At 58.2% G+C, this 23,231-nt stretch carries 24 protein-coding genes; 11 read left to right on the top strand and 13 right to left on the bottom strand.

All coding sequences use genetic code 11. The features are described from left to right. Positions 1–41: 41 nt before the first annotated feature. From ACXR0M_RS06995 to pdxR, 4 genes are all read right to left on the bottom strand, one after another. Positions 42–755, bottom strand: a complete 714-nt coding sequence (locus ACXR0M_RS06995) for an ATPase (protein WP_458831170.1) — start codon at positions 753–755, stop codon at positions 42–44. Positions 756–992: 237 nt separating this feature from the next. Beyond that, positions 993–1,394: a cupin domain-containing protein gene (locus tag ACXR0M_RS06990; RefSeq protein WP_458831168.1), complete on the bottom strand. Its 402-nt coding sequence runs from the start codon at positions 1,392–1,394 to the stop codon at positions 993–995. A 208-nt stretch (positions 1,395–1,602) separates the two neighbouring features. After that, positions 1,603–1,896 carry a putative quinol monooxygenase gene (locus ACXR0M_RS06985; RefSeq protein WP_458831166.1) on the bottom strand — a complete coding sequence of 98 codons (294 nt, stop codon included), beginning with the start codon at positions 1,894–1,896 and terminating at the stop codon, positions 1,603–1,605. 123 nt (positions 1,897–2,019) lie between these two features. Next, positions 2,020–3,453 (bottom strand): MocR-like pyridoxine biosynthesis transcription factor PdxR, encoded by a 1,434-nt coding sequence (gene pdxR, locus ACXR0M_RS06980; RefSeq protein WP_458831164.1) that lies wholly within the window; start codon positions 3,451–3,453, stop codon positions 2,020–2,022. 312 nt (positions 3,454–3,765) lie between these two features. Here pdxR and ACXR0M_RS06975 point away from each other — a divergent pair, with 312 nt between their 5' ends. Beyond that, the gene (locus ACXR0M_RS06975) at positions 3,766–4,206 is read left to right on the top strand and encodes a carboxymuconolactone decarboxylase family protein (RefSeq protein ID WP_458831162.1); all 441 of its coding nucleotides are present in this window, start codon (positions 3,766–3,768) and stop codon (positions 4,204–4,206) included. Between the two features lie 154 nt (positions 4,207–4,360). On the opposite strand, the gene ACXR0M_RS06970 is transcribed toward ACXR0M_RS06975, so the two are convergent. Beyond that, a complete protein-coding gene (locus ACXR0M_RS06970; RefSeq protein WP_458831160.1) occupies positions 4,361–4,705 on the bottom strand; it encodes a hypothetical protein in 345 nt (114 codons plus the stop codon). Positions 4,706–4,855: 150 nt separating this feature from the next. Here ACXR0M_RS06970 and ACXR0M_RS06965 point away from each other — a divergent pair, with 150 nt between their 5' ends. The 3 genes from ACXR0M_RS06965 to ACXR0M_RS06955 are packed head-to-tail and all read left to right on the top strand — an operon-like array spanning position 4,856 to position 7,096. Next, positions 4,856–5,578, top strand: coding sequence for a secretin and TonB N-terminal domain-containing protein (locus tag ACXR0M_RS06965; protein WP_458831158.1), 723 nt, complete (start codon positions 4,856–4,858; stop codon positions 5,576–5,578). Continuing rightward, positions 5,575–6,126 carry an RNA polymerase sigma factor gene (locus ACXR0M_RS06960; RefSeq protein WP_458831156.1) on the top strand — a complete coding sequence of 184 codons (552 nt, stop codon included), beginning with the start codon at positions 5,575–5,577 and terminating at the stop codon, positions 6,124–6,126. The genes ACXR0M_RS06965 and ACXR0M_RS06960 overlap by 4 nt, the downstream gene beginning before the upstream one ends. Positions 6,127–6,157: 31 nt before the next feature. Further along, positions 6,158–7,096 carry a FecR family protein gene (locus ACXR0M_RS06955; RefSeq protein WP_458831154.1) on the top strand — a complete coding sequence of 313 codons (939 nt, stop codon included), beginning with the start codon at positions 6,158–6,160 and terminating at the stop codon, positions 7,094–7,096. Positions 7,097–7,781: 685 nt separating this feature from the next. Here the strand turns inward: ACXR0M_RS06955 and ACXR0M_RS06950 are convergent. Then, positions 7,782–8,390 carry a prepilin-type N-terminal cleavage/methylation domain-containing protein gene (locus ACXR0M_RS06950; protein WP_458831152.1) on the bottom strand — a complete coding sequence of 203 codons (609 nt, stop codon included), beginning with the start codon at positions 8,388–8,390 and terminating at the stop codon, positions 7,782–7,784. Next, positions 8,387–8,839, bottom strand: a complete 453-nt coding sequence (locus ACXR0M_RS06945; RefSeq protein WP_458831150.1) for a GspH/FimT family pseudopilin — start codon at positions 8,837–8,839, stop codon at positions 8,387–8,389. The genes ACXR0M_RS06950 and ACXR0M_RS06945 overlap by 4 nt, the downstream gene beginning before the upstream one ends. Positions 8,840–8,971: 132 nt before the next feature. Here ACXR0M_RS06945 and ACXR0M_RS06940 point away from each other — a divergent pair, with 132 nt between their 5' ends. Beyond that, complete coding sequence (locus ACXR0M_RS06940; RefSeq protein ID WP_458831148.1) at positions 8,972–9,403, top strand: type II secretion system protein N; 432 nt, start codon at positions 8,972–8,974, stop codon at positions 9,401–9,403. Positions 9,404–9,871: 468 nt separating this feature from the next. Here the strand turns inward: ACXR0M_RS06940 and drt3b are convergent, their stop codons facing one another. Then, positions 9,872–11,920, bottom strand: coding sequence for an antiviral reverse transcriptase Drt3b (gene drt3b / locus ACXR0M_RS06935; RefSeq protein ID WP_458831146.1), 2,049 nt, complete (start codon positions 11,918–11,920; stop codon positions 9,872–9,874). After that, a complete protein-coding gene (drt3a, locus tag ACXR0M_RS06930) occupies positions 11,913–13,259 on the bottom strand; it encodes an antiviral reverse transcriptase Drt3a (protein ID WP_458831144.1) in 1,347 nt (448 codons plus the stop codon). The genes drt3b and drt3a overlap by 8 nt, the downstream gene beginning before the upstream one ends. A 718-nt stretch (positions 13,260–13,977) precedes the next feature. Here drt3a and ACXR0M_RS06925 point away from each other — a divergent pair. Next, positions 13,978–14,334, top strand: coding sequence for a DUF6124 family protein (locus ACXR0M_RS06925; protein ID WP_458831142.1), 357 nt, complete (start codon positions 13,978–13,980; stop codon positions 14,332–14,334). Positions 14,335–14,495: 161 nt separating this feature from the next. Here ACXR0M_RS06925 and ACXR0M_RS06920 read toward each other — a convergent pair whose 3' ends face one another. The 4 genes from ACXR0M_RS06920 to gspI form a co-directional block, all read right to left on the bottom strand. After that, a complete protein-coding gene (locus ACXR0M_RS06920; protein ID WP_458831140.1) occupies positions 14,496–14,759 on the bottom strand; it encodes a hypothetical protein in 264 nt (87 codons plus the stop codon). Positions 14,760–14,907: 148 nt separating this feature from the next. Beyond that, the gene (locus ACXR0M_RS06915; protein ID WP_458831138.1) at positions 14,908–15,477 is read right to left on the bottom strand and encodes a LemA family protein; all 570 of its coding nucleotides are present in this window, start codon (positions 15,475–15,477) and stop codon (positions 14,908–14,910) included. Between the two features lie 3 nt (positions 15,478–15,480). After that, positions 15,481–16,584: a hypothetical protein gene (locus ACXR0M_RS06910; RefSeq protein WP_458831136.1), complete on the bottom strand. Its 1,104-nt coding sequence runs from the start codon at positions 16,582–16,584 to the stop codon at positions 15,481–15,483. Positions 16,585–17,010: 426 nt separating this feature from the next. Further along, positions 17,011–17,385 carry a type II secretion system minor pseudopilin GspI gene (gene gspI, locus ACXR0M_RS06905; protein WP_458831134.1) on the bottom strand — a complete coding sequence of 125 codons (375 nt, stop codon included), beginning with the start codon at positions 17,383–17,385 and terminating at the stop codon, positions 17,011–17,013. 148 nt (positions 17,386–17,533) lie between these two features. On the opposite strand from gspI, the gene gspG reads away from it, so the two are divergent. From gspG to gspD, 5 genes are read left to right on the top strand one after another with little or no spacing between them, the layout of a single operon-like run. Next, complete coding sequence (gspG, locus tag ACXR0M_RS06900) at positions 17,534–17,992, top strand: type II secretion system major pseudopilin GspG (protein ID WP_458831132.1); 459 nt, start codon at positions 17,534–17,536, stop codon at positions 17,990–17,992. A gap of 8 nt (positions 17,993–18,000) precedes the next feature. Next, positions 18,001–18,954 (top strand): type II secretion system minor pseudopilin GspK, encoded by a 954-nt coding sequence (gene gspK, locus ACXR0M_RS06895; protein WP_458831130.1) that lies wholly within the window; start codon positions 18,001–18,003, stop codon positions 18,952–18,954. Then, complete coding sequence (gene gspL / locus ACXR0M_RS06890) at positions 18,951–20,129, top strand: type II secretion system protein GspL (RefSeq protein WP_458831128.1); 1,179 nt, start codon at positions 18,951–18,953, stop codon at positions 20,127–20,129. The genes gspK and gspL overlap by 4 nt, the downstream gene beginning before the upstream one ends. Further along, positions 20,122–20,670, top strand: a complete 549-nt coding sequence (gene gspM / locus ACXR0M_RS06885) for a type II secretion system protein GspM (protein ID WP_458831127.1) — start codon at positions 20,122–20,124, stop codon at positions 20,668–20,670. The genes gspL and gspM overlap by 8 nt, the downstream gene beginning before the upstream one ends. Further along, on the top strand, positions 20,667–23,033 hold the full coding sequence (gspD, locus tag ACXR0M_RS06880; RefSeq protein WP_458831125.1) for a type II secretion system secretin GspD: 2,367 nt from the start codon (positions 20,667–20,669) through the stop codon (positions 23,031–23,033). Before gspM ends, gspD begins: the two co-directional genes overlap by 4 nt. Positions 23,034–23,231 lie beyond the last annotated feature (198 nt).

Genomic DNA, 23,231 nt, shown 5'->3' with positions numbered 1-23,231 from the left:
ACCCTGTGGGAGCTGGCTTGCCAGCGAAGAGGCCCTGACATTCAATACAATTTCTGACCTTGTTTGCTATCCAGCATCGACACCCGATCCCCCGCCCCAATCAACAACCGCCCCAGCGACTGATCAAACTTCTGCAACGCCCGCACCTGCACATCCTGCTGCTGATTGATATCCGCCACGATCGCATCCGAACCTTTGAAGTCCGCCCACACCGGCGTCAGTTCGCGGGCCTCGGAGCCTTTCGCCGTGCCGATGTAGTTCAACTGCGCATCATAAAAATCGGCACTGACATCGGCCTTGATGTCGGAGCTGCGCGAGGTGATCAGCTGGCTGTGGGTGTCGATGATCGCCACCACGTCGGGATGCGCGGCGCGCAGGCTCTGCATGTCCGGATACACCGTGACCGAGCCGAACTGCCGCTGCAGCGAAGCCTTGACCCAGTCCACCGCCATGTCGGGTTTCGAGGTGGCGACGTAGGCGTCGTGGATCGGCTGTACCAGCAGGCTCTGGCCGAAACCGGTGCCGACGTTGGCCTGATAATCGCGCAGGTATTCGCGGTTGGTCTGGGTGGCCGGGCTGTAGACCACGCCGAGTGCTACGCCGGGGCCGCTTTTGACCTGCGTGGCACTGCTGCGGCCGACCGGTTGAGTGAACAGCGTGTCGAGGGAAGAAACCGCTGGCGGTGCAGTGGGCACCGAGCAGGCGGAGAGGGTAAACACCGATAGCGCCAGGGTAGTCGCAAATGCACGTTTCATGATGAGTCTCCCGTGAAGTCACTGCAGTCGGAACACCAGGGTTGTCGGGGGGCTCTATGGCGGCCGACGGTTGATTCAGACTAAACCCGCCAAGCTGTAAATAAGCTGACAAATTGCCGGGTAACGGTGGCGCGATAGTTTGATTCGCTGTAACGCCTGGCGGCTAATGACGGCGGGAAATAAAAAGGCGCAAAACCGGGGTTTGCGCCTTTCTATTTATGGCTGAGCCAAACAGGATCAGTTTTTCAACGGGATCAACACCGGCTCGTCCGGGGCCAGCACCATGAACACCAGCAGTTTTGCCGGTTTGCTCTGGCTGGCGTTTTTCGACACCAGATGTTCCGAGCCGGCCGCTTCGTACCAGAACTGGCCCTTCTTGTAGGTGATCGGCTGTTCGCCTTTTACCTGGGAAATCACTTCGCCTTCCAGCACATAGGCCATGGCCGTGCCGTCATGTTTGTGGGCGATCGAGGACTGGCCGGGTTTGTAGTCGACTTCGATCATCATGGCTTTCTTGCCGGGGACGTTTTTCAGCAGTTGTTCTTGCAGCACCGTGACTTTCTCGGAAGGATCGTGGGCCAGGGCTGCGGCGGACATGGACAGGGCGAGAACGGCGGTGAAGAGGTGCAGGGCTTTCATGGCGGGTCACCAGTTTGGGGAGGGGTGGTGACCACAGTAGTCCGCTGGGAGGGGGGAGCAAACGGCCAATATTCGGGAAGATCGGGTGACCAATCGGGGTGTTTCAGAAATGAAATGGGTGTGGCGAATGACGCCTTCGCGAGCAAGCCCGCTCCCACAGGAGACTGCGATCAACTGTGGGAGCGGGCTTGCTCGCGAAGGCGTCGGTTCAGACGATGGGGAAACTGTTGAAATCCACACTATTGGCCAGTCGGCTATCAATAAGGTCAATAAACCCCTGCGCCTCGGGCCGATTGAAGTGCGCCTGCATCGCCGCTTCCGACTGCCAGCGTGCGCTCACTGTCCAGCGTTGGCTGTCCTCGGGGCAGCGGTCGACCATGTAGGCGTCGCAGCCCGGGGTCTGGCGCAGGGTGTCGACGATCTTCTGCAACTGCCGGCCGAGTTCTTCCGAACGGCCGGCGCTGGCGCGCACTTGCACGGTATTGATCACTTCGCTGGGCATTGCTCTCGCTCCTGAATCAGGCCGGACGAATCCTGCTCATTGAGGGATAACGCCTGTGCAGAATAGGCCTGTCCCTTATGAACACCAATAACCAATCGGCGGCTAATCGCCCAGACCAATTATTCAGGCGACGTGTTGCAATATGTCGCGCAAGCGATCCAGGGCGATGTCGATGTCCAGCGTCTCGATGGCGCCGAAGCCAAAATACAGACCGGCACGCACCGGTTGCTGGTAATGAAAGATGTCGATGGCATACAGCCCGACCTCGACCTTGCGTGCCAGTTCGATGACCAGCGGCAGATCGATCGGCACTTTGCACAACACCGCCATATGGAAGCCGGCGCAAGCCGGCACTACCTCAAACCACGGCGCCAGATCGCCCGCCATGCGCGCCAGAATCCGTTCGCGGCGCTGCGCGTAAATCCCGTGGCAGCGGCGGATGTGCTTGAGCAGGCAACCTTCAGTGATGAACTTGGCCAGCGCCCATTGCGGCAGGGTCGAGGTGTGCTGGTCGGTGAGCTTTTTCGCGCGGATCACCGCTTCGAGGATCGCCGGCGGCAGGATCGCATAACCCAGGCGCAGCTCCGGCAGCAGGGTCTTGGAGAAGGTGCCGATGTAGGCGACGATGCCGCGCTGATCGCGGTTATGCAGCGAATCGGTGGGGCGACCTTCGTAGCGAAATTCGCTGTCATAGTCGTCCTCGATGATGATCGCGCCCAGCTCATAAGCCCGCGCCAGCAGGGCCTCGCGGCGCGCCTGGCTCATCGGCATGCCCAGCGGGAACTGGTGCGACGGGGTCACGTAAATCAGCCGCGTGCCCTCGGGAATCTGCTCGACCACAATGCCTTCGGCATCCACCGGCACGCCGACAACTTCCGCACCATGAGTGCCGAACAGCAGACGCGCCGGCGGGTAGCCCGGGTCTTCCATCGCCACCCGGCTGGCGGGGCTGATCAATACGCGGGTGATCAGGTCCAGCGCCTGTTGTGCGCCGTTGCACACCACGATGTCTTCGTCCTTGCAGTTGATACCGCGGGAGAACGCGATGTGCCCGGCAATCGCATGACGCATCGCCGGCAGGCCTTCGGGCACGCTGTAGAAGCCTTTCGCCCCGGCCATCTGGCGCATCGCGTGGGAGACGCAGCGGCGCCAGTCGTCATGCGGAAACTGGCCCTTGCTGGTGGCGCCGCCAATGAAGTCGTAGCGCAGCGCGCCTTCCAGCGTCGGGTGCTGGAGGAACATCGGTAGATTGCGCCAGCGCTCGATCACCTCGGCGCTGGCCAGCTCGGTGTGGCTGTGCTTGCGCTGAACCTGCGCCGGGCGCGCGTTGACGTACGTGCCTTTGCCGATCACCCCGGTGAGGAAATTGTCGTAGGTCAGCTGCGCGTAGGTGTCGGAAATGGTCTTGCGCGAGATCCCCAACTGCTCGGCCAGCAGGCGACTGGGCGGCAGCTGCGTGCCAGCGGCCAGACGCCCGGACTCGATAGCATCGCGCAGCTGGTTGTACAACTGACCGGCGAGGTCCTTGCGGCCATTGATCACGACGTGAAGTTCCATACCGACGCGGCTCCGGGGGGCGATTGAGGTATCGGGCAGGGTACCTCTGTTTGCGTGGGGGGCAGTAGTTGTGCAATCGAAAATCGCCAAATTGGCCCCAATCCCCTGTGGGAGCTGGCTTGCCAGCGATGGCGGTTTTTCAGTAGACATCCATGTTGAATCTGATGCCCCCATCGCTGGCAAGCCAGCTCCCACAGGTATTGGGTTAGGCTCGGGGGCAGTGGTGTAACGGTTTTCCGTGCGATTGGGGCTGTCATGCCCCGCCATCGGCGGTTACGGTGAAGTCATTATTCCGTCTACCGAGACCTGCCGATGACCCCGCGTCTGGACTACTACAACGCCTCGCCCAAGGCGATGAAAGCCATGCTCGCCATGGAGGCGCTGACCCGTGATCTGAGCATCGAGGCGCCGCTGTTGCAGTTGATCAGAATCCGCGCGTCGCAACTCAACGGCTGCGCGTTCTGCACCGACATGCACTCGGTGGACGCGCGGCGCGCGGGGGAGAGTGAGCGGCGGTTGTATGCGATCGCGGTATGGCGCGACAGCAGCTTTTTCAATCCCCGTGAACGCGCCGCACTGGGCTGGGCCGAGGCGGTGACGCTGCTGGCGGAAAGTCATGTGCCGGACGATGTTTACCAGCAGGCGAGGGGGCAATTCAGCGAGGCCGAACTGGTGGATCTGACCATGGCGGTGAGCGCGATCAACAGCTGGAATCGCCTGGCAGTGAGCTTTCGCCAGACGCCGAGCGAGTGACACCGTTTTATTGAAATATTGGTTGTGGCGAGGGGATTTATCCCCGATCGGCTGCGCAGCAGGCGTAAATACGACAGAACCAAGAATTGAGGCGGGTGATTTCCGGGGTTGCTCCGCAACCCATCGGGGATAAATCCCCTCGCCACAATGGGCCTTATTTGCTATTGATTGGGGACGTTCCGCTATTAACCGGTGGACGCTGTGGCTTCACCGACGTCCCGAAAGTATTGCCCATCCGCGTACTGGTCGCCGCCGGTGTCGCCAGCCCGACCTGATTCGGTGGCCGCTTGTTCACCGGCACGTTCAGCGCTTCCTGATTCTTCTGCGCCGCCGCCGCGCCTTCCGGGTTGTTGCCCATCTGCTGGCTCAGACAATCGTAATTCGGCGCCTTGTAGCCACCCACGGTGACTTCGACACAGCCCAGCGGCTGCTCGGCGTGCGCGTTGGCGACAGCGCTCAGCAGCAGCCCGCCAAGGGCGATTTTCCACAGTGATTTCATCCTGGCCTCCTGGCCGGCCCGAAGTGGCCGTTCGTTGTCTGAAGTCTAGTGCAAGCCTTGCGCAAATCCCGTGATGGTTTTTTTGCACCGCCCGTCACACCAGATTCATAAACAGCCATCAGGATGACGGTTTTCAGGGGTACGTCAGCCGTGCAGCGAGGCAGTTCCAGGGACGGTCTTCAGCGTTCAGCGACTCTTGTGCGCCGGGTCGGTCTGGGGCTGCTGCTTGGCTGGTTGAGCGACGGCGCGACCGCCGAGCCTGGCCCGGCGGACTTGCGCATGACGCTGCACATTCCGGCGCAGGACCTGGCGCGGGCGCTGGATCAGTACAGCCATGCCACGGGCGTTGCGGTGCTGGTCGACAGCCAGTTGAGTCGCGGTCGGCGCTCACTCGCGGTGGACGGCGAATACACCGCGGCCGATGCCCTGCGCCGCTTGCTCGGCGGCAGTGGCTTGATGGCGCGCTATGCGCGTGCCGACGCGTTCACCCTGCAAGTGGCGCAAGTCGAGGATGCGCCGGCCGCGACGCAAAAACCGTCGCCGGAAAGCGCAGCGGTCAATCGCAGTTACGCCACCGCCGTGCAAGCGGCGATCGAGCGCAACCTGTGTCGTTCGCCGCTGACCCGTCCGGGCAGTTATCGCGCGGTGTTGCAGGTCTGGGTCGGGCGTGACGGCGTGGTGCAGCACAACCGGTTGGTCACCACCACCGGCGATGAACGGCGCGACACCGCGCTGGTGGAGAGCTTTCGCAATCTCAGGATCGACCGGCCGACGCCCAGCGCGTTGCGTCAGCCGGTCACGTTGCTGTTGTTACCGGAGTCGTCAGGGAAACGCATGGAATGCACCAAATGGGAAGGAGTTTCCGGGGGATGAAAGACACCGGACAAGGTTCGATGGTCCAGCTGTTCCTGACGTCCTACGAGGACTTTCGGGTGCGCCTGCGCCGGCGTCTCGGCTCGGAAGACCTGGCCAACGACGTGCTGCACGAAACCTACCTGCGGGTCGACCGCATGGAGACGCCGCCGAACCTGTTGCGGCCCAACGCCTACCTGTATCGCATGGCGCTGAACATCGCCGCCGACCGCCGCCAGGCCGATGCGCGCCTGCTCACCGGCGAGGAAGTCGAAGAATTGCTGCAGATCGGCGACGAAGCGCTGGACCCGGCGCGGGTGGTCGGCGGGCAAAAGGAAATCCAGTCGCTGCTCAGCGCCTTGTACGAACTGCCGGCACGCCGCCGGCGGATCTTCATCGCCGCGCGGCTGGAGGAGGCGCCGCACCTGGAAATCTCCCAACGCTTCGGCATCTCCACGCGCATGGTCGAGAAGGAAATCAAAGCCGCACTGGGCCACTGCGCGGCGAAACTGGAAAGAAAAGTGTTTCAGCGGTTCGGTCGCGGGGCCGGAAAACCGTCATCTGATTAGTGCCCGATCAATTCGTTGAGAATCTGCGCGTTTGAACATCTTTCGACTGACACCCGCCGAGCCCTCGGCCGCCGACACTCTGCACAGCGAAGCCCGCGACTGGCTGATCCTGCTGACCTCCGGCCGCGCCACCGTGGCCGACGCCCGCGCGCTGCGTCAGTGGTGCGCGCGGAGCCCGGAGCACGCCCGCGCGTTCGAAGATGCCAAACAGTTGTGGCATCGGCTGCAACCGGCGGCGGAGCAATTGCAGGCGCCCCGGCGCTTCGGTCGACGGGCTTTTCTTGGCGGCGCGATTGCCGCCTCGGCGGCGTTCCTGCTGGTGCGCGGCACCATCCCCGGCGGCTTCGAAGGGCTTGGCGCGGATTACATCACCGAAGTCGGCCAGCAACGCCGCGTCGAACCGGCCGACGGCGTGAGCCTGGAACTCAACACCCAGACCCGCATCAACCAGCGCGCCGGCGATGACGGCGTGCAGGGGTTTGAACTGGTCAGTGGCGAAGTCGAAGTACAGACCACGCGGCTACCGCTGGCGATGCAGGCCGGAGGCGGGTGGTTGCGCGCGAGTCAGGCGCGCTTCAATTTGCGCAATACCGATCAGCAAGTGTGCGTGACTTGTCTTGATGGCTTGGTGGAGGTCAATGTCGATGGCCGCAATCTGCGTTTGCAGCCGGGTGAACAACTGACCTATGACGGCCGGCAGGTGGGCGCGGTGCAGAGCGTCGACACCGCAGCGGTGATGAACTGGCGCCAACAAGTGCTGGTGTTCAACGGCGCGACCCTCAGCCAGATGATCGACGAGATCAACCGTTACCGGCCCGGCATGCTTTTGCTGCTCAATCGTGAGCTTGGGCAGCGGCGGGTGCAGGCGCGCTTCAGCCTTGATCAACTGGCTGGCGTTGCGCTGTTGATTCGTGATGCGTATGGCGTCAAATGTACCGAGTTGCCGGGTGGCGTGGTCGTTTTGAGCTAGTGGGTTTGACTGGGTACATATCCGTTGCTGCGGTAACGGCTGCTTAGGGTTTCGCCCTTACGGCGACTCACTTTTTTTACAAACGCCTAAAAAAAGTAAGCAAAAAAACGCTTGCTCCTGCGTCCGGCCCGCTCGCTGAGGCTCGGGGTTCCTTCGCTGCGGAATCCATCCGGGCGCATCGCCTACGGTTTGCTTCGCTGCACCTCCTCTCGATGCATTTGGCTGCGCCAAACGGTCGCTGCGCTCCCACCCCCGGATGCATCCCTCCACTCAGCCTCCCGACGTCGCCTGCAGATCAAAAGCTGCAGCCGAGCTAACGCTCATCCTGTTGAGTGGGGCGGCTGCGCCGCACTGCACGCGATCTGAACTGTAGGAGTGAGCCTGCTCGCGATGACGGCCTCACAGCCAACCAATCCCCACCTGACCGCACCCAATCCAAACTGTGGGAGCGGGCTTGCTCGCGAAAGCGGTCTAACACCCAACCAATCTCTTGCTGATGTACCCGATCCAACTGTAGGAGTGAGCCTGCTCGCGATGACGGCCGATCAGCCAACCAATCCCCCCTGACCGCACCCAAACCCCTGTAGGAGCTGCCGCAGGCTGCGATCTTTTGATCTTTAAAATCAAAGTCAAAAGATCGCAGCCTTCGGCAGCTCCTACACGTGATCGCGTACATCCAAAATGCTCACTCCAACGGCCCCATCACCTGCCGATACCGCTCCACCCCCTGCGCCGTCTCCCGCGTCAACCGCACCTCCAACCCCAACGGATCCTCGCGCCGATTGCCACTCAACTGCCGCCACCCCTGATCCACCTCCCAAACCCGCACCTGCACATCACTCACACCCTGCAACACCGCCACCCCAGCCCCCGGCGCCGGCAACGGATATCGACTGCGCGCCTCAGCCTCCGCCCGATACAACGTGTCGCCCTTGACCCACCAGCGCACCCGCTGCAACGCCCCCGGCTGATCCGCCGCCGCCCTAATCACATCCAGCCGAAACCCCTTGCTGTCACTGCTGCGCACCGTCAACGCCGGCGGCGCGGTCGGCGGTTCATCATCCACGCCAACCTTCTTCGGCTCCGTCAATTCAACGCCCGCGCGCATCTCCACATCGCGCTGCAACTGATTCAACGCCCGCAACAAACTGTCGCTCTGCTCAGCGCTCGCCTGCAAATGCCCATCCGCCCGCGTCACACTGTCCAGCCCGCGCCAGGCAATCAGGCTGACCACCGCCATCAACAGAATCGCGACCATCACCTCGATCAGGGTAAAGCCCCGTTGCGCGTTCATTGCACACTGATCCTGCCGCTGGCATCGCGCAGCACACTCAGCCGATTGAACCCGTCCGACAGGGTCAATTGCAGCGGCGGATTGATCCACTCGGCGTTGAGCACCACCTTCTGCTTCGGCTCCACCCGCACCTCCAGCTTCGGACTCTGCCAGGTGCGCGGGCGCAACTGCGGATCATCCTTGAAATGCTCAAAACCCCGACCACTGTCACTGCGCCGACTGAAGCGAAACCCCTTGCCATCGCTTACCCACACAATCGGCCGCCCATCCGCACGCGCCTCGGCCTGCGCCACCTGCAGCAACTGCGCCACCCGCTCGGCGTCCTTGCGCAGCAACGCCAGCGGATCCGGCTTGATACTCAAGCTGATCGCCGCACTGGCAATCCCGATGATCACCAGCACCACCATCAACTCGATCAGGGTAAAGCCCTGTTGCTTGCCCACATTCATCGGATGCGCGCTCCTTTGCGTCCTGCCCCGTCCGAAAAAACATCCTGCACGGCCAACATGTAAGGTGTGTGAAATAAAACCGTGAACATTGCCGCGTAGCCTGTCAGCAGGGACTAAAAGGAGATTCAGCCCATGCCACTCACCACCCGCATTTCCCCCCCGCAAACGGTCCAGGCCCTCGCACTGCTCGCCGCCCTGGTCGGCGTCGCGACCTGGTCGTCGCTCCTCCTGACCTCCGCCGAATCCCACACCCCACCCGCGCCCCCGCAAATGCTCGCGGCGCGCAGTGACAGCCCGGCGCTGCAATGGTTTTCGAATCAGACGGCGCCGGTGGAGATCAAGGTGAGCGGGGTGCTGGCGGGGAGTCGCGGGGCGGTGGCGATATTGAGTGTGAACGATGGGCCGCCGATGAGTTTTTTGCAGGGGGAGAGGGTGGGGCCGGGGGTGAAGTTGGTGGCGGTGGAGGGGGATGGGGTGGTGATTGAGCAGGGGGGGGAGAGGGTGCGGTTGGAGGTGGAGAGGTTGGGGGAGGGGGTGGAGATGCCGAGTCTTGTTAGGCCCTGATTTAGAGGGTTGACGTTGTTATTTTCACCGTCTGGCGGCGTGCCAGTTTAAGACCCTTTGCATGAGTAGAAAGCCGGAAAGCGAGGGGCAGAAGCGGGTAGTTGAGAATGTCCGCTATCGGCCAGAAGCGGACGATCAGAAACGCCAGCTATCGGCCAAATGCAGCACTTGGGATAATTGCATGCTACGCGTCAGAGGCAATCTGAACAATTGCTAGGAAGAGAGATTTTCCTTAGTATTCAAAGCCTTATAAAATAGTGCAAGCTTTGCTTAGCGTATTGAAATGCACAGATAATCGAGCATCCTTCACCCCCCTCGCAGGCCTAAAGCTATGAGGAAAGTGAAGGAGTCAAGACCGCAGAACTCACGAGGATTCAACGAGGCAAGGTTTTCGTGCATAGAACAACCGGGCCATGATGCTGGTGTGTGCGACCGCAAACGGTCTTCTATGTGCGTGATGCATCCCCCTCAATATACTTCCTGACTGACCTTAGCGTCTAGCTCCTTAGAAAAGTCGAACTCTCCCCATTTGGTGAACCAATATTCACTATACTTCTGAATTCTCAGCAGATTATTCGGAGGTAACCCGTACAGCGGTAAAATTCTAACCTTGGTCTCGTTACTCACGAAGGGGCATGCGATAGTGTCTAACGCCAAATGTATCATTTCAGAATCCCCGACCAACGAATCCTGCTTCAGCCTGAATCTATCCAAGATGTGTTTTTCCAAAGCGGCTTTTAGCAATGAATAACGAGTTTTGTTCTCCATATAAAAAAGAAGAGTAACTATTGAGAAGTAATTTAGACTAGATTTTACTTGATAGCACCCGTCTAAAAATTCGAAACCGAAGCTGTGTCCAAGCACTTTTTCATCTATGCGGTAGTTTTTACCTAATTGGCGCATTAAAACCAGAAGATACATAACTTCAATCTTCGCACTTTTGCCATCTGAGTTGTGGCTCATAACGCTTCGGCATCTCTCGTATATTACTTGTGAGATTAATGCCTCATAGCTTAGCCCTATAGCCTCAGACTTATAAAAAGAAAGCACGCGCTGACATATTCGACAAAGCTTAATGGTTGTGTTGACCTTTGGCGATACGGCATAGATAAAGAACACAAAACCTAGAATGGCTTCCATTGACTTTGAAAGGCTCTTATCGGTACCGCTGACCTTTTCTATTTTTTTGTAAGCATCAATCAAAGAGCCGACTTTGCGCTCGACTACTGAAAGTGAGTAGTTGAGAATTTCACCATAGCTCACTCCAGAGATCGCAAGGATTGACTTAAAGTCAGTTATAAGTGAAGATCCGCCTATGTAGATTTTTCCCCGCGGAAGTGTTTCCCCATCCTTAACTTCCGAAGCGAATTCATAGGCCAGCGTACGATCAAAAAGATCCGAAATACGTTTTTTTGCGATAGATATCGGCGTGATTATAGGGCGTGCTAGAGTTTCTTCCTTCCCCTTGTTTAAGGACAGCTTATACAGTTTTAGACTTTCTTGAAGTGTCATCTTTATTTGGTGACATACTTCATCACTATTATAGAAGACAAAATAATCATCTACGTAGCGATAAATCTTGAAGTCTGAATTGTGTACGTATCCCTTTTCAAGTAACTTGCCCGCAATGTCAATATCAACAGCTTGGAGAATTATTTCGGCGAAAATTCTTGAAATCTCTGGGCCTATTAGTATTCCGTTGGTCTCGTTATAGTTCAATCTCTGCATGAGCGAGTCGAATTTACCTGCAAATGAACCTAAAATAGCTTTGAGATTTTGTTTCGCAAAATCTTTTCCGTATATCGCCCATGCTAGCGAGTGAGTATAGATACTATCAAAACACCCTGAAACATCGAATTTCGTAAGATTTCTAAAGTCGCGCTCGCTTCGGAGATGCTCTCTTGACTCGTAAAACTTGAAAACGTTACTGAATCGTTCGTATACAAAAAAGGATTTCAAGTTCTCATAGTTCTCTCCATCCACTTCTACCAAAGCATCAGATCTATCTTGCCGCTCAATTTGTGAGCGAAAGTCAATATAAGTACATCCTGCAACTCGTCTTGGTGAGCGCAGGCTAAATTCACTCCGGCCAGTGTAATAAATCATCAGATCTTTAAATTGATCGTAGAAATCTACCACAAGTAACTGTGCCTTAGGATGCATTAGCGACAATTGGCGCAATTGATCCTGCTTATGTGTAGTCGAGAATAGGAAAGGAACGGTGTGAACGATGTCTGATTTGTCTAATTCAATTATGGATACAGATCTGTCATTGTCGACGATGTGGCTGACAACTTTATCAAAGTGAACCCCTAAAGCCATCTTCACAAGGTTATCTAGTACATCATCCCTAAACCTCCATGAAATTCTGTTTCCTTTAAATTTAACGCCATGCTCACATAGGAATCTATAAAAATACCTATTCGAAAAGACTATTGGCACTTCGTATGGAAGCACGTCAGACAATACCACGCGCTCTATAGGGAAATTTATAGATAATGCTTTCTTTTTAGACATGCTTCCAACCTCGCGAGAGTTCTGAAAGCTCCTTGGAGTCAAAGTTTCTAAATAATTTCTCTTTGAAGCCTTTTTCAAAAGATAGCTTGGAGAGTTTTCTTACCAATGACGGACTAGCAATGCTTTTAAGTTTATTGCGAAAATAGTGATCCAGGCCGGAAAGCTGTTTGGTGTCAGTTATATGTTTATTGCTAAAATAGACCCCGATGAAGGCATTGCTTTTCCTATTGAACAGCCGCATATTACCAGTTAAGAAAAGGCATCTGAGCATCAATTCCTCTTCAGATTTCTCTGGAATGAATGTAAATTTCAAGTTGTAATCCGAGAAGGCCTTATCGATGCGCGATTTATATTTATTTATTTTTCTTTGGCTCATTTGGACGCCGGAGGAGCTACTAGAAACATCAAATGTATAACCAAGGTAATCAAACTTGCCTTTGAATTCGCTGAGCAAGTCAATGGGCTTGGTTTTGTCGTTAAACCTCAGTCCTTTTCCGCGCAATATTTCGCTGAGCGTCCCTAAATACTTGGCTGCAAGCTCCTTTCTCTGTGGGGCGTACATAAGAACCATGTCATCAACATATCTGGCGTAATAAAATAAGTCATCTTGCCGTCTGATTTCGGCGTCAATGCTCGATAGGTATATCTCGGATAGGTATGCACTTATTCCTATCCCGCGCGGCAATCCGTTTTCGTCCCCAGAAACGACTACATAATCTTTCATAAGTCGCGTTAAAATTCTTTTTATCAGTACCGATAGCTCTGGGGCTTGGTGGATTCCATCTAGTAGTTCCTTGTGTCTTACAGACTCATAAAATGATTCTACATCCGACCTTATTATGTATTTGGGTACGCCGTCTAAAGCCAGTGATTTTATTTGGCTAACTAGTATGTCGCGGGAAGGCATGCGGAGCTCGTACAAAACCTTCAGCGCTCTCTGAACAAACCTAATTGCCAGGACTTGATCTAAAGTATTCCCAACGCCGTAAACTTTTTTCCCGCCGACAAGGTTGGGTAGGAGAGCGACATTTATTCGGAACTCTTTACCACTGACTATTTTGGAGACTTTCTCAAGCTCAAAATCTATTAAGCGACCGTGCTGAATTTTACGCTTGTCTATAACCATAGTCAGACGTGACATACGTTTCTCAAAGAAAGCTGGCGTTATTTTTCCAGTTCGTAATCGATAGCTAGAAAATGATTTAAGCTTGTTTAACTCATATAGTTTTACTCTTATATCGAAAGCGGCAGGAATGTATTGCTCTTCAAGATTCCCCCCTTTCTCCCTATCGCTTTTGAGCAGTTCATTAAGATTTTTTATTGAGAAAGACTGATCCATAGACGATATGACCCTTCCATAATTTATTCTTGCTAACCGCCAACTTCGATGTGCTGTCAAAGAACTGTAGCCGATTTGCGAGCCACAGTACTGATGTAAAGTAAATATGGTTAGATAATGCCTGTTTAAGCTTTATGCCTGCGTTTTGTATGAGGAATCTCTGACTTTCAAGTCATACGATGGGGCGATCTTGGCCTTCAGCGATTGCCTACGAACGTCGGCGTCTGGCCGATAGCGATAGTGTGTGCATCCGCTATTGGCCGAAAACTGCCATCGAGTGCAAAAAAAGCTCGGCGCAAGCAAGTGATCTGACTGGATGCGTGGGCGAATGTATTAGGGGGATTTGCTGCAACAAAATTTCAATAAACACCAACGTTTAAAAAGACATCTCCAAACACTCTCCCAGGCTACACATCCTTGCGCCATTGCCTACAGCTACGCCAGAATCCGCCGGCTGTGCGCCTTGGGGGCGGGGGTCTATTGTGGTTCGGTCGCTGACGAATCAGCGATCGGGTTTGGTAGCCCGGCTTAGACTTGGCGCATTGCGTCACCCGATACAGGCCTTTTAGGGGCTGTGTATTTATGGTGGCCATGCGCAGGGCGTCCTCGGGCGCGCCGGTTCTCCAAGTCACCGGTCTACCAACCTTCGTATGGCCACCACCCCTTCGTTTGGTAGCGAAAGATGATGGCTCCTTTTCTATGATTTGGAGATTCACTCATGATCAAACCAACACCCAATCCACCCGAAACCGAATCGGTTTCCCCCTACGAATCCCTCGACTCGAAAAAGCTCCACGAAGCCGCCGAACGCGCGCTCGATCATTACCTCACGCCACCCGCCGCCCAGCCGGCTCGCCAATCCAGCACGATGTTTATGGTCGCGCCAAACACCACCACGGAATCCCTGCTGGCGAATGCCTGTGAGTCCATGGCTTCGGCCAGTGTGATGCTCAGTGATTTTGCCGGGCTGCTTGATACGCCTTATCGGCATCGGGTGTTGGGGATTGCGCAGGTGGTGATGTTGGGGGAGCTGGCGGTGAATCAGGCGTTGGATAATCTGGAGGTGCCGGGGTGATGCGGGTGTCGGTATCACCCTTGGGTTGAGCGGGTGTCGGGTCTGACGCCTTCGCGAGCAAGCTCGCTCCCACAGGGTTTTGGGTTGGGCACGGTTGATCAGTGTGACAGCTGAAGTCTGTGGGGGCAGGGCGGTTGCTTTTCTATGCTGTCTTCAGGTGGCTATTGAGGTGGCTCGGGACATTCGCGGGTCCAGCGCGTCACGGTCATGGCGTTGAATTGCTCGCCGATGGTATCGACGCGCAGGCAGGCGTCTTTCTTGGTGTAGTACAGGATGCAGCGCGAGCTATCGAACGAGCAGGTGTCCAGTTCGAAGAACTTGCGTGCGGCCAGTTCTTTTTCCACGCCACTGTATTCGTAGCCATCGGTGGTGGGCATGTGCGTCGGTGTCCAGCCTTGTTTGATCAGCTTGGATCGGGCTGTCACCAGATGGTCACCGACGACGATGCCGGCGGGGCCTCGCGTCTGTGAGTCGTTGGCAAATGCTGTGGTGATACCCAGGAAATAAAGCGCGACCAGTACGCGGGTTGAAGCTCTTATTGTCATGGGTGATGGGTTCGCCGCATCAAGCAAGTTAGATATTCGGGGTGTAGGAGAAAGCTTGCGAAGCTTCGGTGTCGGTGAACGGCGTGACTCGGGTTTTCTTGTTAAACAGGCCGTTGACGACCGAGCCAGGGAACATCTCGATAGTGTTGTTGAACAGTTCGACGTTGCGGTTGTAGATGGTGATGGCTGCGCCGACGTTCTCTTGCTGTTCGGCAATTTCACGCATCATGTTGTTGGCGGCTTCGGATGCTTTCAGATCAGGGTAAGCCTCAAACGCGATGCGCAAGCCACCCATCAACTCCTTTGAGGCGTTTTCAACTTTCGTCAGGGCACTGCCGTCCGCGCCAGCGGGAAGGGCGTGGACCGCGCTGCGCAGGCCGGTGATTTTTTCGAGGAGGCTGGCCTCAAAGACCATGAAGTCTGAGAGCACTTTTTGCAGTTGATCGAGAATCTTCGTTTTCTGGCGTTCGTAAACGAGGACGTCCGACCAGGCGCGTTGAACCCGGTTGTGTCCGCCGATAATCCCGTTGTAGATGCTGACGCCCGCGATAATGGCGACGACAGCGATAACAGCGGAGAGGATGAATGCAGTGTCCATGGCTTACTTCTCTTGGCGGTTTTTTGGGGTAGCGGAGGTGAAGTTGTCGTCGTGCAGCTCACTGAGTGCATGGCTCCATTGGAGCGCCGACATCAGGCGCGGCAGTTCGATACCGGCAGAAATTTCTGCGTAAAACTGTTTGGGTGATTCCAGCGAATACTCGCTACCGAATGCGAACAGGTCGCTGTTCGCGAAACTGAGGCAGAGCAATCCACTCTCCGCGAACTCCAGATTTGGACGTTCAAGGATCTCGAACAGCTTCAGCAAGTGCAGCACCGTCGCAGGTTTGATGAATTTGGCACAAAGCATCTCGCTGGTACCGGTCAAACGAAACGCTTTATTGAAATCCAGAGAAGCCGTGTCCATGCGGTGCGGATAGTCGTTCTCTCTCTGGTGATCCGATCTGAGCGATATTCCGGTGACCCATGGAAAGTCGATGACCAGGCTGTAGCGGTCGAAGTGGTCATAAACCACCCGAGTCTCCGTTTTGGTGTTGCCTTTTTCGTCGGTGACTTCGGTACGCTCCTCACGTCGATTGACATAGTGCAACTGGCGATACGTGTAAGGGAGGTCGCGCAATGTGCCGCTGAATACACCTTCTATCGACTGGACTAACTCGCGGCTGTAGTCGCCCCGGCGGTAATCACCAAATTCCGCGTCCAGGTCTCTGAGGGTCGAGGGCGAATCTTCTTCCAGGAAAGACAATTCGTTGCGGAAGTAGGATGACAGCCGCGCAATTTTTTTACTGAGCGAAGGCAAGCGCTTAGATTTGGATTTCATCCAGGCCAGACTCCAGGCCGCAATCACAAGGCCAAAAAAACCAGTGCCCATACCGAACGCGTCGGGATCAATGTTCAACTGACGAAAGAACAGAACGACGCTGTAGATGTTGCCGAACTGATGAAGGGCGAAAGCGCTCGCAATCAGAAACAGACCGGTGCCGAAAAACCACCATGCACGGGTGCGATCGAATTCGAGTGGGCCATTGTACAAGGCGAACTCGTTGATCACGTTCAATAGGTCGGCGGTGGATTCAGCCCTGTCAATATTGGCTTCGCTCACAGTCAGCAACTCATTCAGTCGCGCGTTCTGCGATGTGTTGGGCATGTAGATATTCATCAACGAGAGCAAGGTAGAGAACTCACAACAGCATCGGGAGGCTCGGAGCGAGCGGGCCCAAGGTTCCCGAATTCAATTGGAAGAAGGGCTGATTCAGGGTGATCTGATGCGGCAGCCACGGCCCGGGTGGAGGATTTGGTGCTATTCATGATCTGTCAGAAACGATGAACGGGAGTGGACAATAGCACTGTCCTGCGCGGACTGCCTGTGCTGATGGTGGATGGGTTTGATCATGCTCGGGGGGCTGGCGGTTAATCAGGTGTTGGAAGTTTTGGGGCCGCGTTGCGGCCCATCGGGGATGAATCCCCTCACTACAGGAGCAATCAGATAGACCTGTAGGAGCTGCCGAAGGCTGCGATCTTTTGATTTTGATTTTTAGAAGCAAGATCAAAAGATCGCAGCCTTCGGCAGCTCCTACAGGGGGCGACTCAGCAATGTTTCGAGGTGGGCGAGGGGTGGGGCGTCCTGGGTGCGGTTGAAGACCTGGATGCTGACTTTGAGCAAGCGGCCGTTTTCCGCCGGTGTGATCACTTGGTCGCAGCGCAATAGCAGGCGGCCTTGATCACATTCCTGCGCCTTCATTCCTATGGGCAATCGACCTTCCAGTCGCAACTCCGCCATGCGCGTCTGCGCCGCAATCATCGCCACCGACCGATCCCGCAAAACCCCGCTGCTCTGCGTCATCAACCCCGCCACACGCACAGCCGCTGACATCGCCACGGCAATGATCGCCAGCGCCACCAGCACTTCAATCAGGGTGAAGCCGTTTTCTCGGGAGCGGGCAGGCATGAGAGGGCCAAAAGCGGAACACAGCCCTCAACGCTAACCCCCGTCCTTGACGGCTTGACGACGAAAACTCCCGAGGATTTTCAACATCCCTGACATATCTTCTTGCAACACTGCGCGTCGAATCGAATCAAGCCAAGGGAATGTCGAGATGGATATCGCGCAGTGTAAACAGCCCCGTCGACCGCGCCGGATGCCCGGTGGGCAGCAGGGTTTTACCTTGATCGAGATCATGGTGGTGGTGGTGATTCTCGGGATTCTGGCGGCGATGGTGGTGCCCAAGGTGTTGGACCGGCCGGATCAGGCGCGGGCCACGGCGGCGAAGCAGGACATTGGTGGTTTGATGCAGGCGCTGAAGTTGTATCGCCTCGATCACGGCACTTATCCGAGCCAGAGTCAGGGCCTGAAGGTGCTGGTGGAGCGGCCGGCGGATGTGAAGAACAGCAATTGGCGTTCGTACCTGGAGCGTCTGCCGAATGACCCGTGGGGCCGGCCTTATCAGTACCTCAACCCTGGCGCGAATGGCGAGATCGATATCTTTTCCCTCGGTGCCGACGGTCAGCCGGACGGCGACGGCGTGAATGCCGACATCGGTTCGTGGCAGCTGTAAGGCCGCTGATGAACAGCCAATCGAGCCAGCAAGGCATGGCGATCATCAGTGCGCTGTTGATCGCCGCAGTGGTCGCGGTGATCGCGGCGGGGATGTTGACCCGGCAGAGCGTGGCGACCCGTGCGCTGGAGGCGGATCAGCAGCGGGTGCAGGGGCGCTGGGTGTTGCACGGCGGTCTGGAGATCAGCCGGCAATTGCTGTGGGACGCGCGCCAGCGTGATCCGTTGACCCGGCTCGATCAGCCGTGGGCGCAGCGCTTGAGTGCGCAGGGTTTCGAGGGTCGGCTGGAGGACGAGCAGGGCAAGTTCAACCTGCGCAATCTGGTGGCCAACGAGCGGATCGACGAGGCGCAGGTGCAGGCGTTCCAGCGGCTGTGCGAGTTGATCGGGATCAGCGGCGCATTGAGTCAGCGCATCAGTCAGCGGGTGATCGGCTCGTATCCGTATCTGTTGAACCCGCAGATCGCTGATAGCACCGCCAATAAAAGCGGTTTTGACAGCGGTCGTGTCACTTCGCCGAATGCCTCGCGCAAACCGCAGAATCCGAAGTTGCCGATGCTGCGCAGTGTCGAGGATCTGCGCAGCCTCGAGGGCGTGAATGACGCGCTGCTCGGCAAACTGGCGGCGTACCTGACGGTGATTCCCGCCAGCACCTGGCTCAACGGCAATACCGCCAGCGCGCCGGTGTTGGCCGCGTATGTGCCGGGGTTGTCGCTGGAGCGCGCGCAGGCCTTGATCAATGAGCGTGATGCCGGGCGCTGGTTCATTAATCGGGGCGATTTCGTCAACCGTTTGCGCATGCCCCATCTGGAGCTGACCAGCGTCAAGGTCGGCATCACCAGCGACTGGTTTCGTCTGCGCGGGGAAGCGCGGCGCGATCAGCGGCGGGTCAGCCTTGATGCGTTGCTGCATCGCAGCGAGGACCGTCTGCCGCAAGTGATCTGGTCGCGGGTGGGCGCATGAGTCAGTTGCGCGTGAGTTTGCCGCCGCTGGCGCAGTTGAGCCTCGACAGTGAGATGGATTGTGCGTGGCTGGATCGTCAGGGCCAGGTCAGCCGCGAGCAGCGCCTGACCCTTGCGCAACTGGGGCAGATGCCTAAACAGCCGCCGCTGAGCGCTTTTCTGCACCCGTCGGACAGCTTGCTGGCGAGCATCGATTTGCCTCCGTTACCGGCAAACAGGATCACTGCCGCCGTGCAATGCGCGGCGCAGGCCTTGATGCTCGGCGACAGCCATGCAATGCATATCGCCCACAGTCCACGGGATGCGACGGGGCGGGTGCAGATTGCCTGGGCGCCCCGGCAACCGTTGCTGCAACTGGGGCAGATGCTCAAGCAGGCCGGGTTGAATCTGCGCGGTCTGTACCCGGCGGCGTACAGCCTGCCGGTGCTGCCGGGGACGGTGGCGTGTCGGCAGGACGAGCATTTGTTGTTGCGCGAAAGCGTGCAGGCGGCGCAGGTGCAGCCGCTGTTTGACGAGGACATTGGCGATGGCCTGCTGGCGAGCGGCACGCCGCTGCACTGGATCGGTGCGGCACCGCCGCCGGGCGCCGAACTGCCGATGGCCGAGGCGCAGCGCTGGACCGGGCCGTTGCCTGCCTGGGGTCTGCACGGCGCGCTGCAATCGCAGGGCAGCGAGCAGCGCGGTTGGGGTCGGGCGCTGGGGCTTTGCGCGGTGGCAGTGGCGGTGTGGGTGATCGGTTTGAACCTGTATGCCGCGCGCGAGGCCAGTCAGGGTCAGCAGCTCAAGGCGCAGATGAGTCAGCGGGTGAAGCAGGCGTTTCCCGAGTTGCCGGTGATCCTCAACCCGTTGCAGCAGGCGCGTCAGCAACTGGCGGCGCGGCGGCAGGGCGCGGCGCAGGATCCGACGCAGGCGTTCAATCGGCTGGTGCTGCAGGCCGGCACGGGCATGCCGTTCATGGCCGGCAGTGTCGAGCGCCTGACCTTTGTCGACGGCACGTTGCAATTGAGTCTGCTGCCGGAAGCCCGGCGCAGCGGCAAGCACCAGGATTGGCAAGCCGCGCTGGCGCAGGCTGGGATCAGTGCGACGGCCAATGATGACGGCTGGCTGCTGCAGCCGAGCGACGACGTCACCCCGACCAGCGACAGCACTGATGACAGCGGAGCAGAAGATGAATAAGGCGACGCTGCAAATCTATCGCGCGCGTTGGCAGCGTATCAGCGCGCAGTTGCAAGAGCGCTGGCAGGCGTTGGCGCTGCGGGAAAAACGTATGGTCGGCGGCATGGCGCTGGGGCTGTCTGCATTGTTGGTGTGGGTCGCCTTGATTCAGCCGCCGCTGCAAAAAATCTCTTATTGGCAGGCGGAAACGCCGAAGTTGCGCGCGCAGACCGAAGCCCTCGAGGTGCTGCTGCGCGAGGTCAGCGTGCGGGCGCCGGGGCAAAGCTTCGAGCAATCGCTGCAGCAGACGCTGCAGGCCAGCGGCCTCGCCGGGCACTGTCAGGTGCAGGCCGGCGAGGCTGGCGCCTGGCAGTTGAGTTTCGACGCGGCGCCGGCCGACGCCGTGCTCGACTGGCTGCTGAGCACCCCGGCGCAACTTTCTCTGCAAGTGGTCGAGGCGCGTTTGCAACGCGCCGACAACGCCTCGATCGAGGTCACCGCCGGCACGTTGTCCGGCACCGTTCGCATGGATCAGGCGCAGGGCGCTAAGGAAGCTTCATGAAGGGGTCAGGCTCCAAACCGGCGCGCATGGCGCTGCCGATGCTGCTGATGGCTTTGAGCGCTTGCAGTCACACCACGCCGCCCAACCAGCCGCCGTTGCTGGTCGACAGCGAACTCGGCCGACCACTGGCCAACACCGAGCGCAGCGGCGATGCGGTGGCCGATCGCGAACGCGCGCAAGCGCAGGCGCGGCCGGTGCCTAAGCAACTGCACAACATCAGCAAAAGTGCGCGCAGCGGCGCCGTGTCTTCCGGCAGTACGCCGATGGCCAATCCGTTGGGTGATCAACCGGTGACGCTGAATTTTGTCGATGCCGATATTCCTGCGGTGGTGCGGTCGTTGGCGCGTTCCAGCGGCCAGCAGTTTCTCGTCGACCCACGGGTCAAGGGCACGCTGACGCTGGTCTCGGAAGGCCAGGTGCCGGCGCGCCAGGCCTACGACATGTTGCTCGCGGCACTGCGCATGCAGGGCTTCAGCGTGGTCGATGTCGGCGGCGTCGCGCAGGTAGTGCCGGAAGCCGACGCGAAACTGCTTGGCGGGCCGGTCTACGGCGCCGACAAGCCGGCCGCCAACGGCATGCTCACCCGCACCTTTCGCCTGCAATACGAGAACGCGGTGAACCTGATTCCGGTGTTGCGCCCGATCGTCTCGCCGAACAACCCGATCAACGCCTACCCGGGCAACAACACCATCGTCGTCACCGATTACGCCGAGAACCTGACCCGCGTTGCTCAGTTGATCCAGAGCATCGACAGCCCGAGCGCGATCGACACCGATGTGGTGCAGATCCAGAACGGCATCGCTGCCGACATCGCGCCGATGGTCGCTGACTTGCTCGACGCGCCGGGTAATGACCCGACGCAGAAAATCGCGGTGATCGGCGACCCGCGCTCCAACACCATCATCATCCGCGCCGGCAGCCCCGAGCGCACCGAGCTGGCGCGCAATCTGATCTACAAACTCGACAACGCGCAGAGCAATCCGAGCAATTTGCACGTGGTTTATCTGCGAAACGCGCAAGCGGCGAAACTGGCCCAGGCTCTGCGCGGTTTGCTGACGGGCGAGAGCGACAGCGGCAGCAGTGACAATGCGCGTTCAGTGCTCAGCGCCATGGGCGGCAGCACGGGTGGCAGTGCCGGGCAGAACGCTCAGGGCGGTACGCAAAGCAGCGGTACATCAACGACTAACAGCAGCGGCAGCACCGGCGGCAGTTACGCCCAGGGCAGCAGCGGCAGCGGCACCAGCAGTGGCGGTGCGCAGAGCAGCGAACAGAACGTTGCCTTCAGTGCCGGCGGGGTGACGATTCAGGCTGATGCGACCACCAACACCTTGCTGATTTCCGCGCCGGAGCCGGTGTATCGCAACTTGCGCGAGGTGATCGATCTGCTCGATCAGCGCCGTGCGCAAGTGGTGATCGAAAGCCTGATCGTCGAGGTCGGCGAGGACGATGCCAGTGAGTTTGGCGTGCAGTGGCAGACCGGCAATCTCGCCGGAAAAGGCGTGATCGGTGGTGCGAATCTGGGTGGTTCGGGGATCAACGTCAACGGCAAGACCAGCATTGATGTGCTGCCGCAAGGTCTGAATCTGGGCTACGTCAACGGCACGGTGGACATCCCCGGCATCGGCAAGATCCTCGACCTGAAAGTGCTGGCCCGGGCGCTGAAGAGCAAGGGCGGCACCAACGTGCTGTCGACGCCGAACCTGCTGACCCTCGATAACGAAGCGGCGAGCATTTTTGTCGGCCAGACCATTCCGTTTGTCAGCGGCAGCTACGTCACCGGTGGCGGGGGCACCAGCAACAACCCGTTCCAGACCGTGACCCGCGAAGAGGTGGGCCTGAAGCTGAATGTGCGGCCACAGATTTCCGAGGGCGGCACGGTCAAGCTCGACATCTATCAGGAGGTCAGCAGCATCGACGAACGCGCCTCGGCCAGCGCGACCTCGGCGGGCATCGTCACCAATAAACGTGCGATCGACACCAGTATTTTGCTCGACGACGGCCAGATCATGGTCCTTGGCGGCTTGCTGCAGGACGGCTACAGCCAGAGCAATGACGCGGTGCCGTGGCTCGGCAGCCTGCCGGGGATCGGCGCGCTGTTTCGCAACGAACGCCGGGCGATCACCAAGACCAACCTGATGGTGTTCCTGCGCCCGTACATCATCCGCGACAGCGAAGCGGGGCGCAGCATCACCCTCAACCGCTACGACTTCATGCGCCGCGCCCAGAGCGGCCTGCAACCGGAACGCAGCTGGGCCATGCCCGACATGCAGGCGCCGCAGTTGCCGACGGCGGCGCAAGGGGTGCCGGCGACGCTACCGGTCTCCGGGCCGCGCGCGACAATCAAAGCGGTGCCGGTCCAATGAACCCCGTAGTCACGAGCCCAATGATGACTGTGGCGAGGGAGCTTGTCGAATCGTCGCACCGTCCCGCTGGGCTGCGCAGCAGACCCAAACGCTGCCACCCCATTCCTCCAGACACACCTTGCCGGCAGGATTTGCGGGTGCTTCGCCCCCGAGCGGGAGCAAGCTCCCTCGCCACAGGTGATTTGGCTACCACAAGAA

Source organism: Pseudomonas sp. Eth.TT006 (genome assembly GCF_054456575.1).
Note: the sequence above shows the minus strand (reverse complement) of the source record. Positions and strands in the feature narration are given on the sequence as shown.

Bases quoted from the DNA above. Each gene is read 5' to 3' on its own strand.
- gspL (WP_458831128.1), top strand. From the start codon at position 18,951: ATGAGTCAGTTGCGCGTGAGTTTGCCGCCGCTGGCGCAGTTGAGCCTC.
- ACXR0M_RS06950 (WP_458831152.1), bottom strand. From the start codon at position 8,390: ATGAACGCGCAACGGGGCTTTACCCTGATCGAGGTGATGGTCGCGATT.
- gspI (WP_458831134.1), bottom strand. From the start codon at position 17,385: ATGCCTGCCCGCTCCCGAGAAAACGGCTTCACCCTGATTGAAGTGCTG.
- drt3a (WP_458831144.1), bottom strand. From the start codon at position 13,259: ATGGATCAGTCTTTCTCAATAAAAAATCTTAATGAACTGCTCAAAAGC.
- ACXR0M_RS06910 (WP_458831136.1), bottom strand. From the start codon at position 16,584: ATGCCCAACACATCGCAGAACGCGCGACTGAATGAGTTGCTGACTGTG.
- drt3b (WP_458831146.1), bottom strand. From the start codon at position 11,920: ATGTCTAAAAAGAAAGCATTATCTATAAATTTCCCTATAGAGCGCGTG.
- gspK (WP_458831130.1), top strand. From the start codon at position 18,001: ATGAACAGCCAATCGAGCCAGCAAGGCATGGCGATCATCAGTGCGCTG.
- gspM (WP_458831127.1), top strand. From the start codon at position 20,122: ATGAATAAGGCGACGCTGCAAATCTATCGCGCGCGTTGGCAGCGTATC.
- ACXR0M_RS06940 (WP_458831148.1), top strand. From the start codon at position 8,972: ATGCCACTCACCACCCGCATTTCCCCCCCGCAAACGGTCCAGGCCCTC.
- pdxR (WP_458831164.1), bottom strand. From the start codon at position 3,453: ATGGAACTTCACGTCGTGATCAATGGCCGCAAGGACCTCGCCGGTCAG.
- ACXR0M_RS06960 (WP_458831156.1), top strand. From the start codon at position 5,575: ATGAAAGACACCGGACAAGGTTCGATGGTCCAGCTGTTCCTGACGTCC.
- ACXR0M_RS06970 (WP_458831160.1), bottom strand. From the start codon at position 4,705: ATGAAATCACTGTGGAAAATCGCCCTTGGCGGGCTGCTGCTGAGCGCT.
- ACXR0M_RS06990 (WP_458831168.1), bottom strand. From the start codon at position 1,394: ATGAAAGCCCTGCACCTCTTCACCGCCGTTCTCGCCCTGTCCATGTCC.
- ACXR0M_RS06995 (WP_458831170.1), bottom strand. From the start codon at position 755: ATGAAACGTGCATTTGCGACTACCCTGGCGCTATCGGTGTTTACCCTC.
- ACXR0M_RS06975 (WP_458831162.1), top strand. From the start codon at position 3,766: ATGACCCCGCGTCTGGACTACTACAACGCCTCGCCCAAGGCGATGAAA.
- ACXR0M_RS06945 (WP_458831150.1), bottom strand. From the start codon at position 8,839: ATGAATGTGGGCAAGCAACAGGGCTTTACCCTGATCGAGTTGATGGTG.
- gspG (WP_458831132.1), top strand. From the start codon at position 17,534: ATGGATATCGCGCAGTGTAAACAGCCCCGTCGACCGCGCCGGATGCCC.
- ACXR0M_RS06925 (WP_458831142.1), top strand. From the start codon at position 13,978: ATGATCAAACCAACACCCAATCCACCCGAAACCGAATCGGTTTCCCCC.
- gspD (WP_458831125.1), top strand. From the start codon at position 20,667: ATGAAGGGGTCAGGCTCCAAACCGGCGCGCATGGCGCTGCCGATGCTG.
- ACXR0M_RS06985 (WP_458831166.1), bottom strand. From the start codon at position 1,896: ATGCCCAGCGAAGTGATCAATACCGTGCAAGTGCGCGCCAGCGCCGGC.
- ACXR0M_RS06915 (WP_458831138.1), bottom strand. From the start codon at position 15,477: ATGGACACTGCATTCATCCTCTCCGCTGTTATCGCTGTCGTCGCCATT.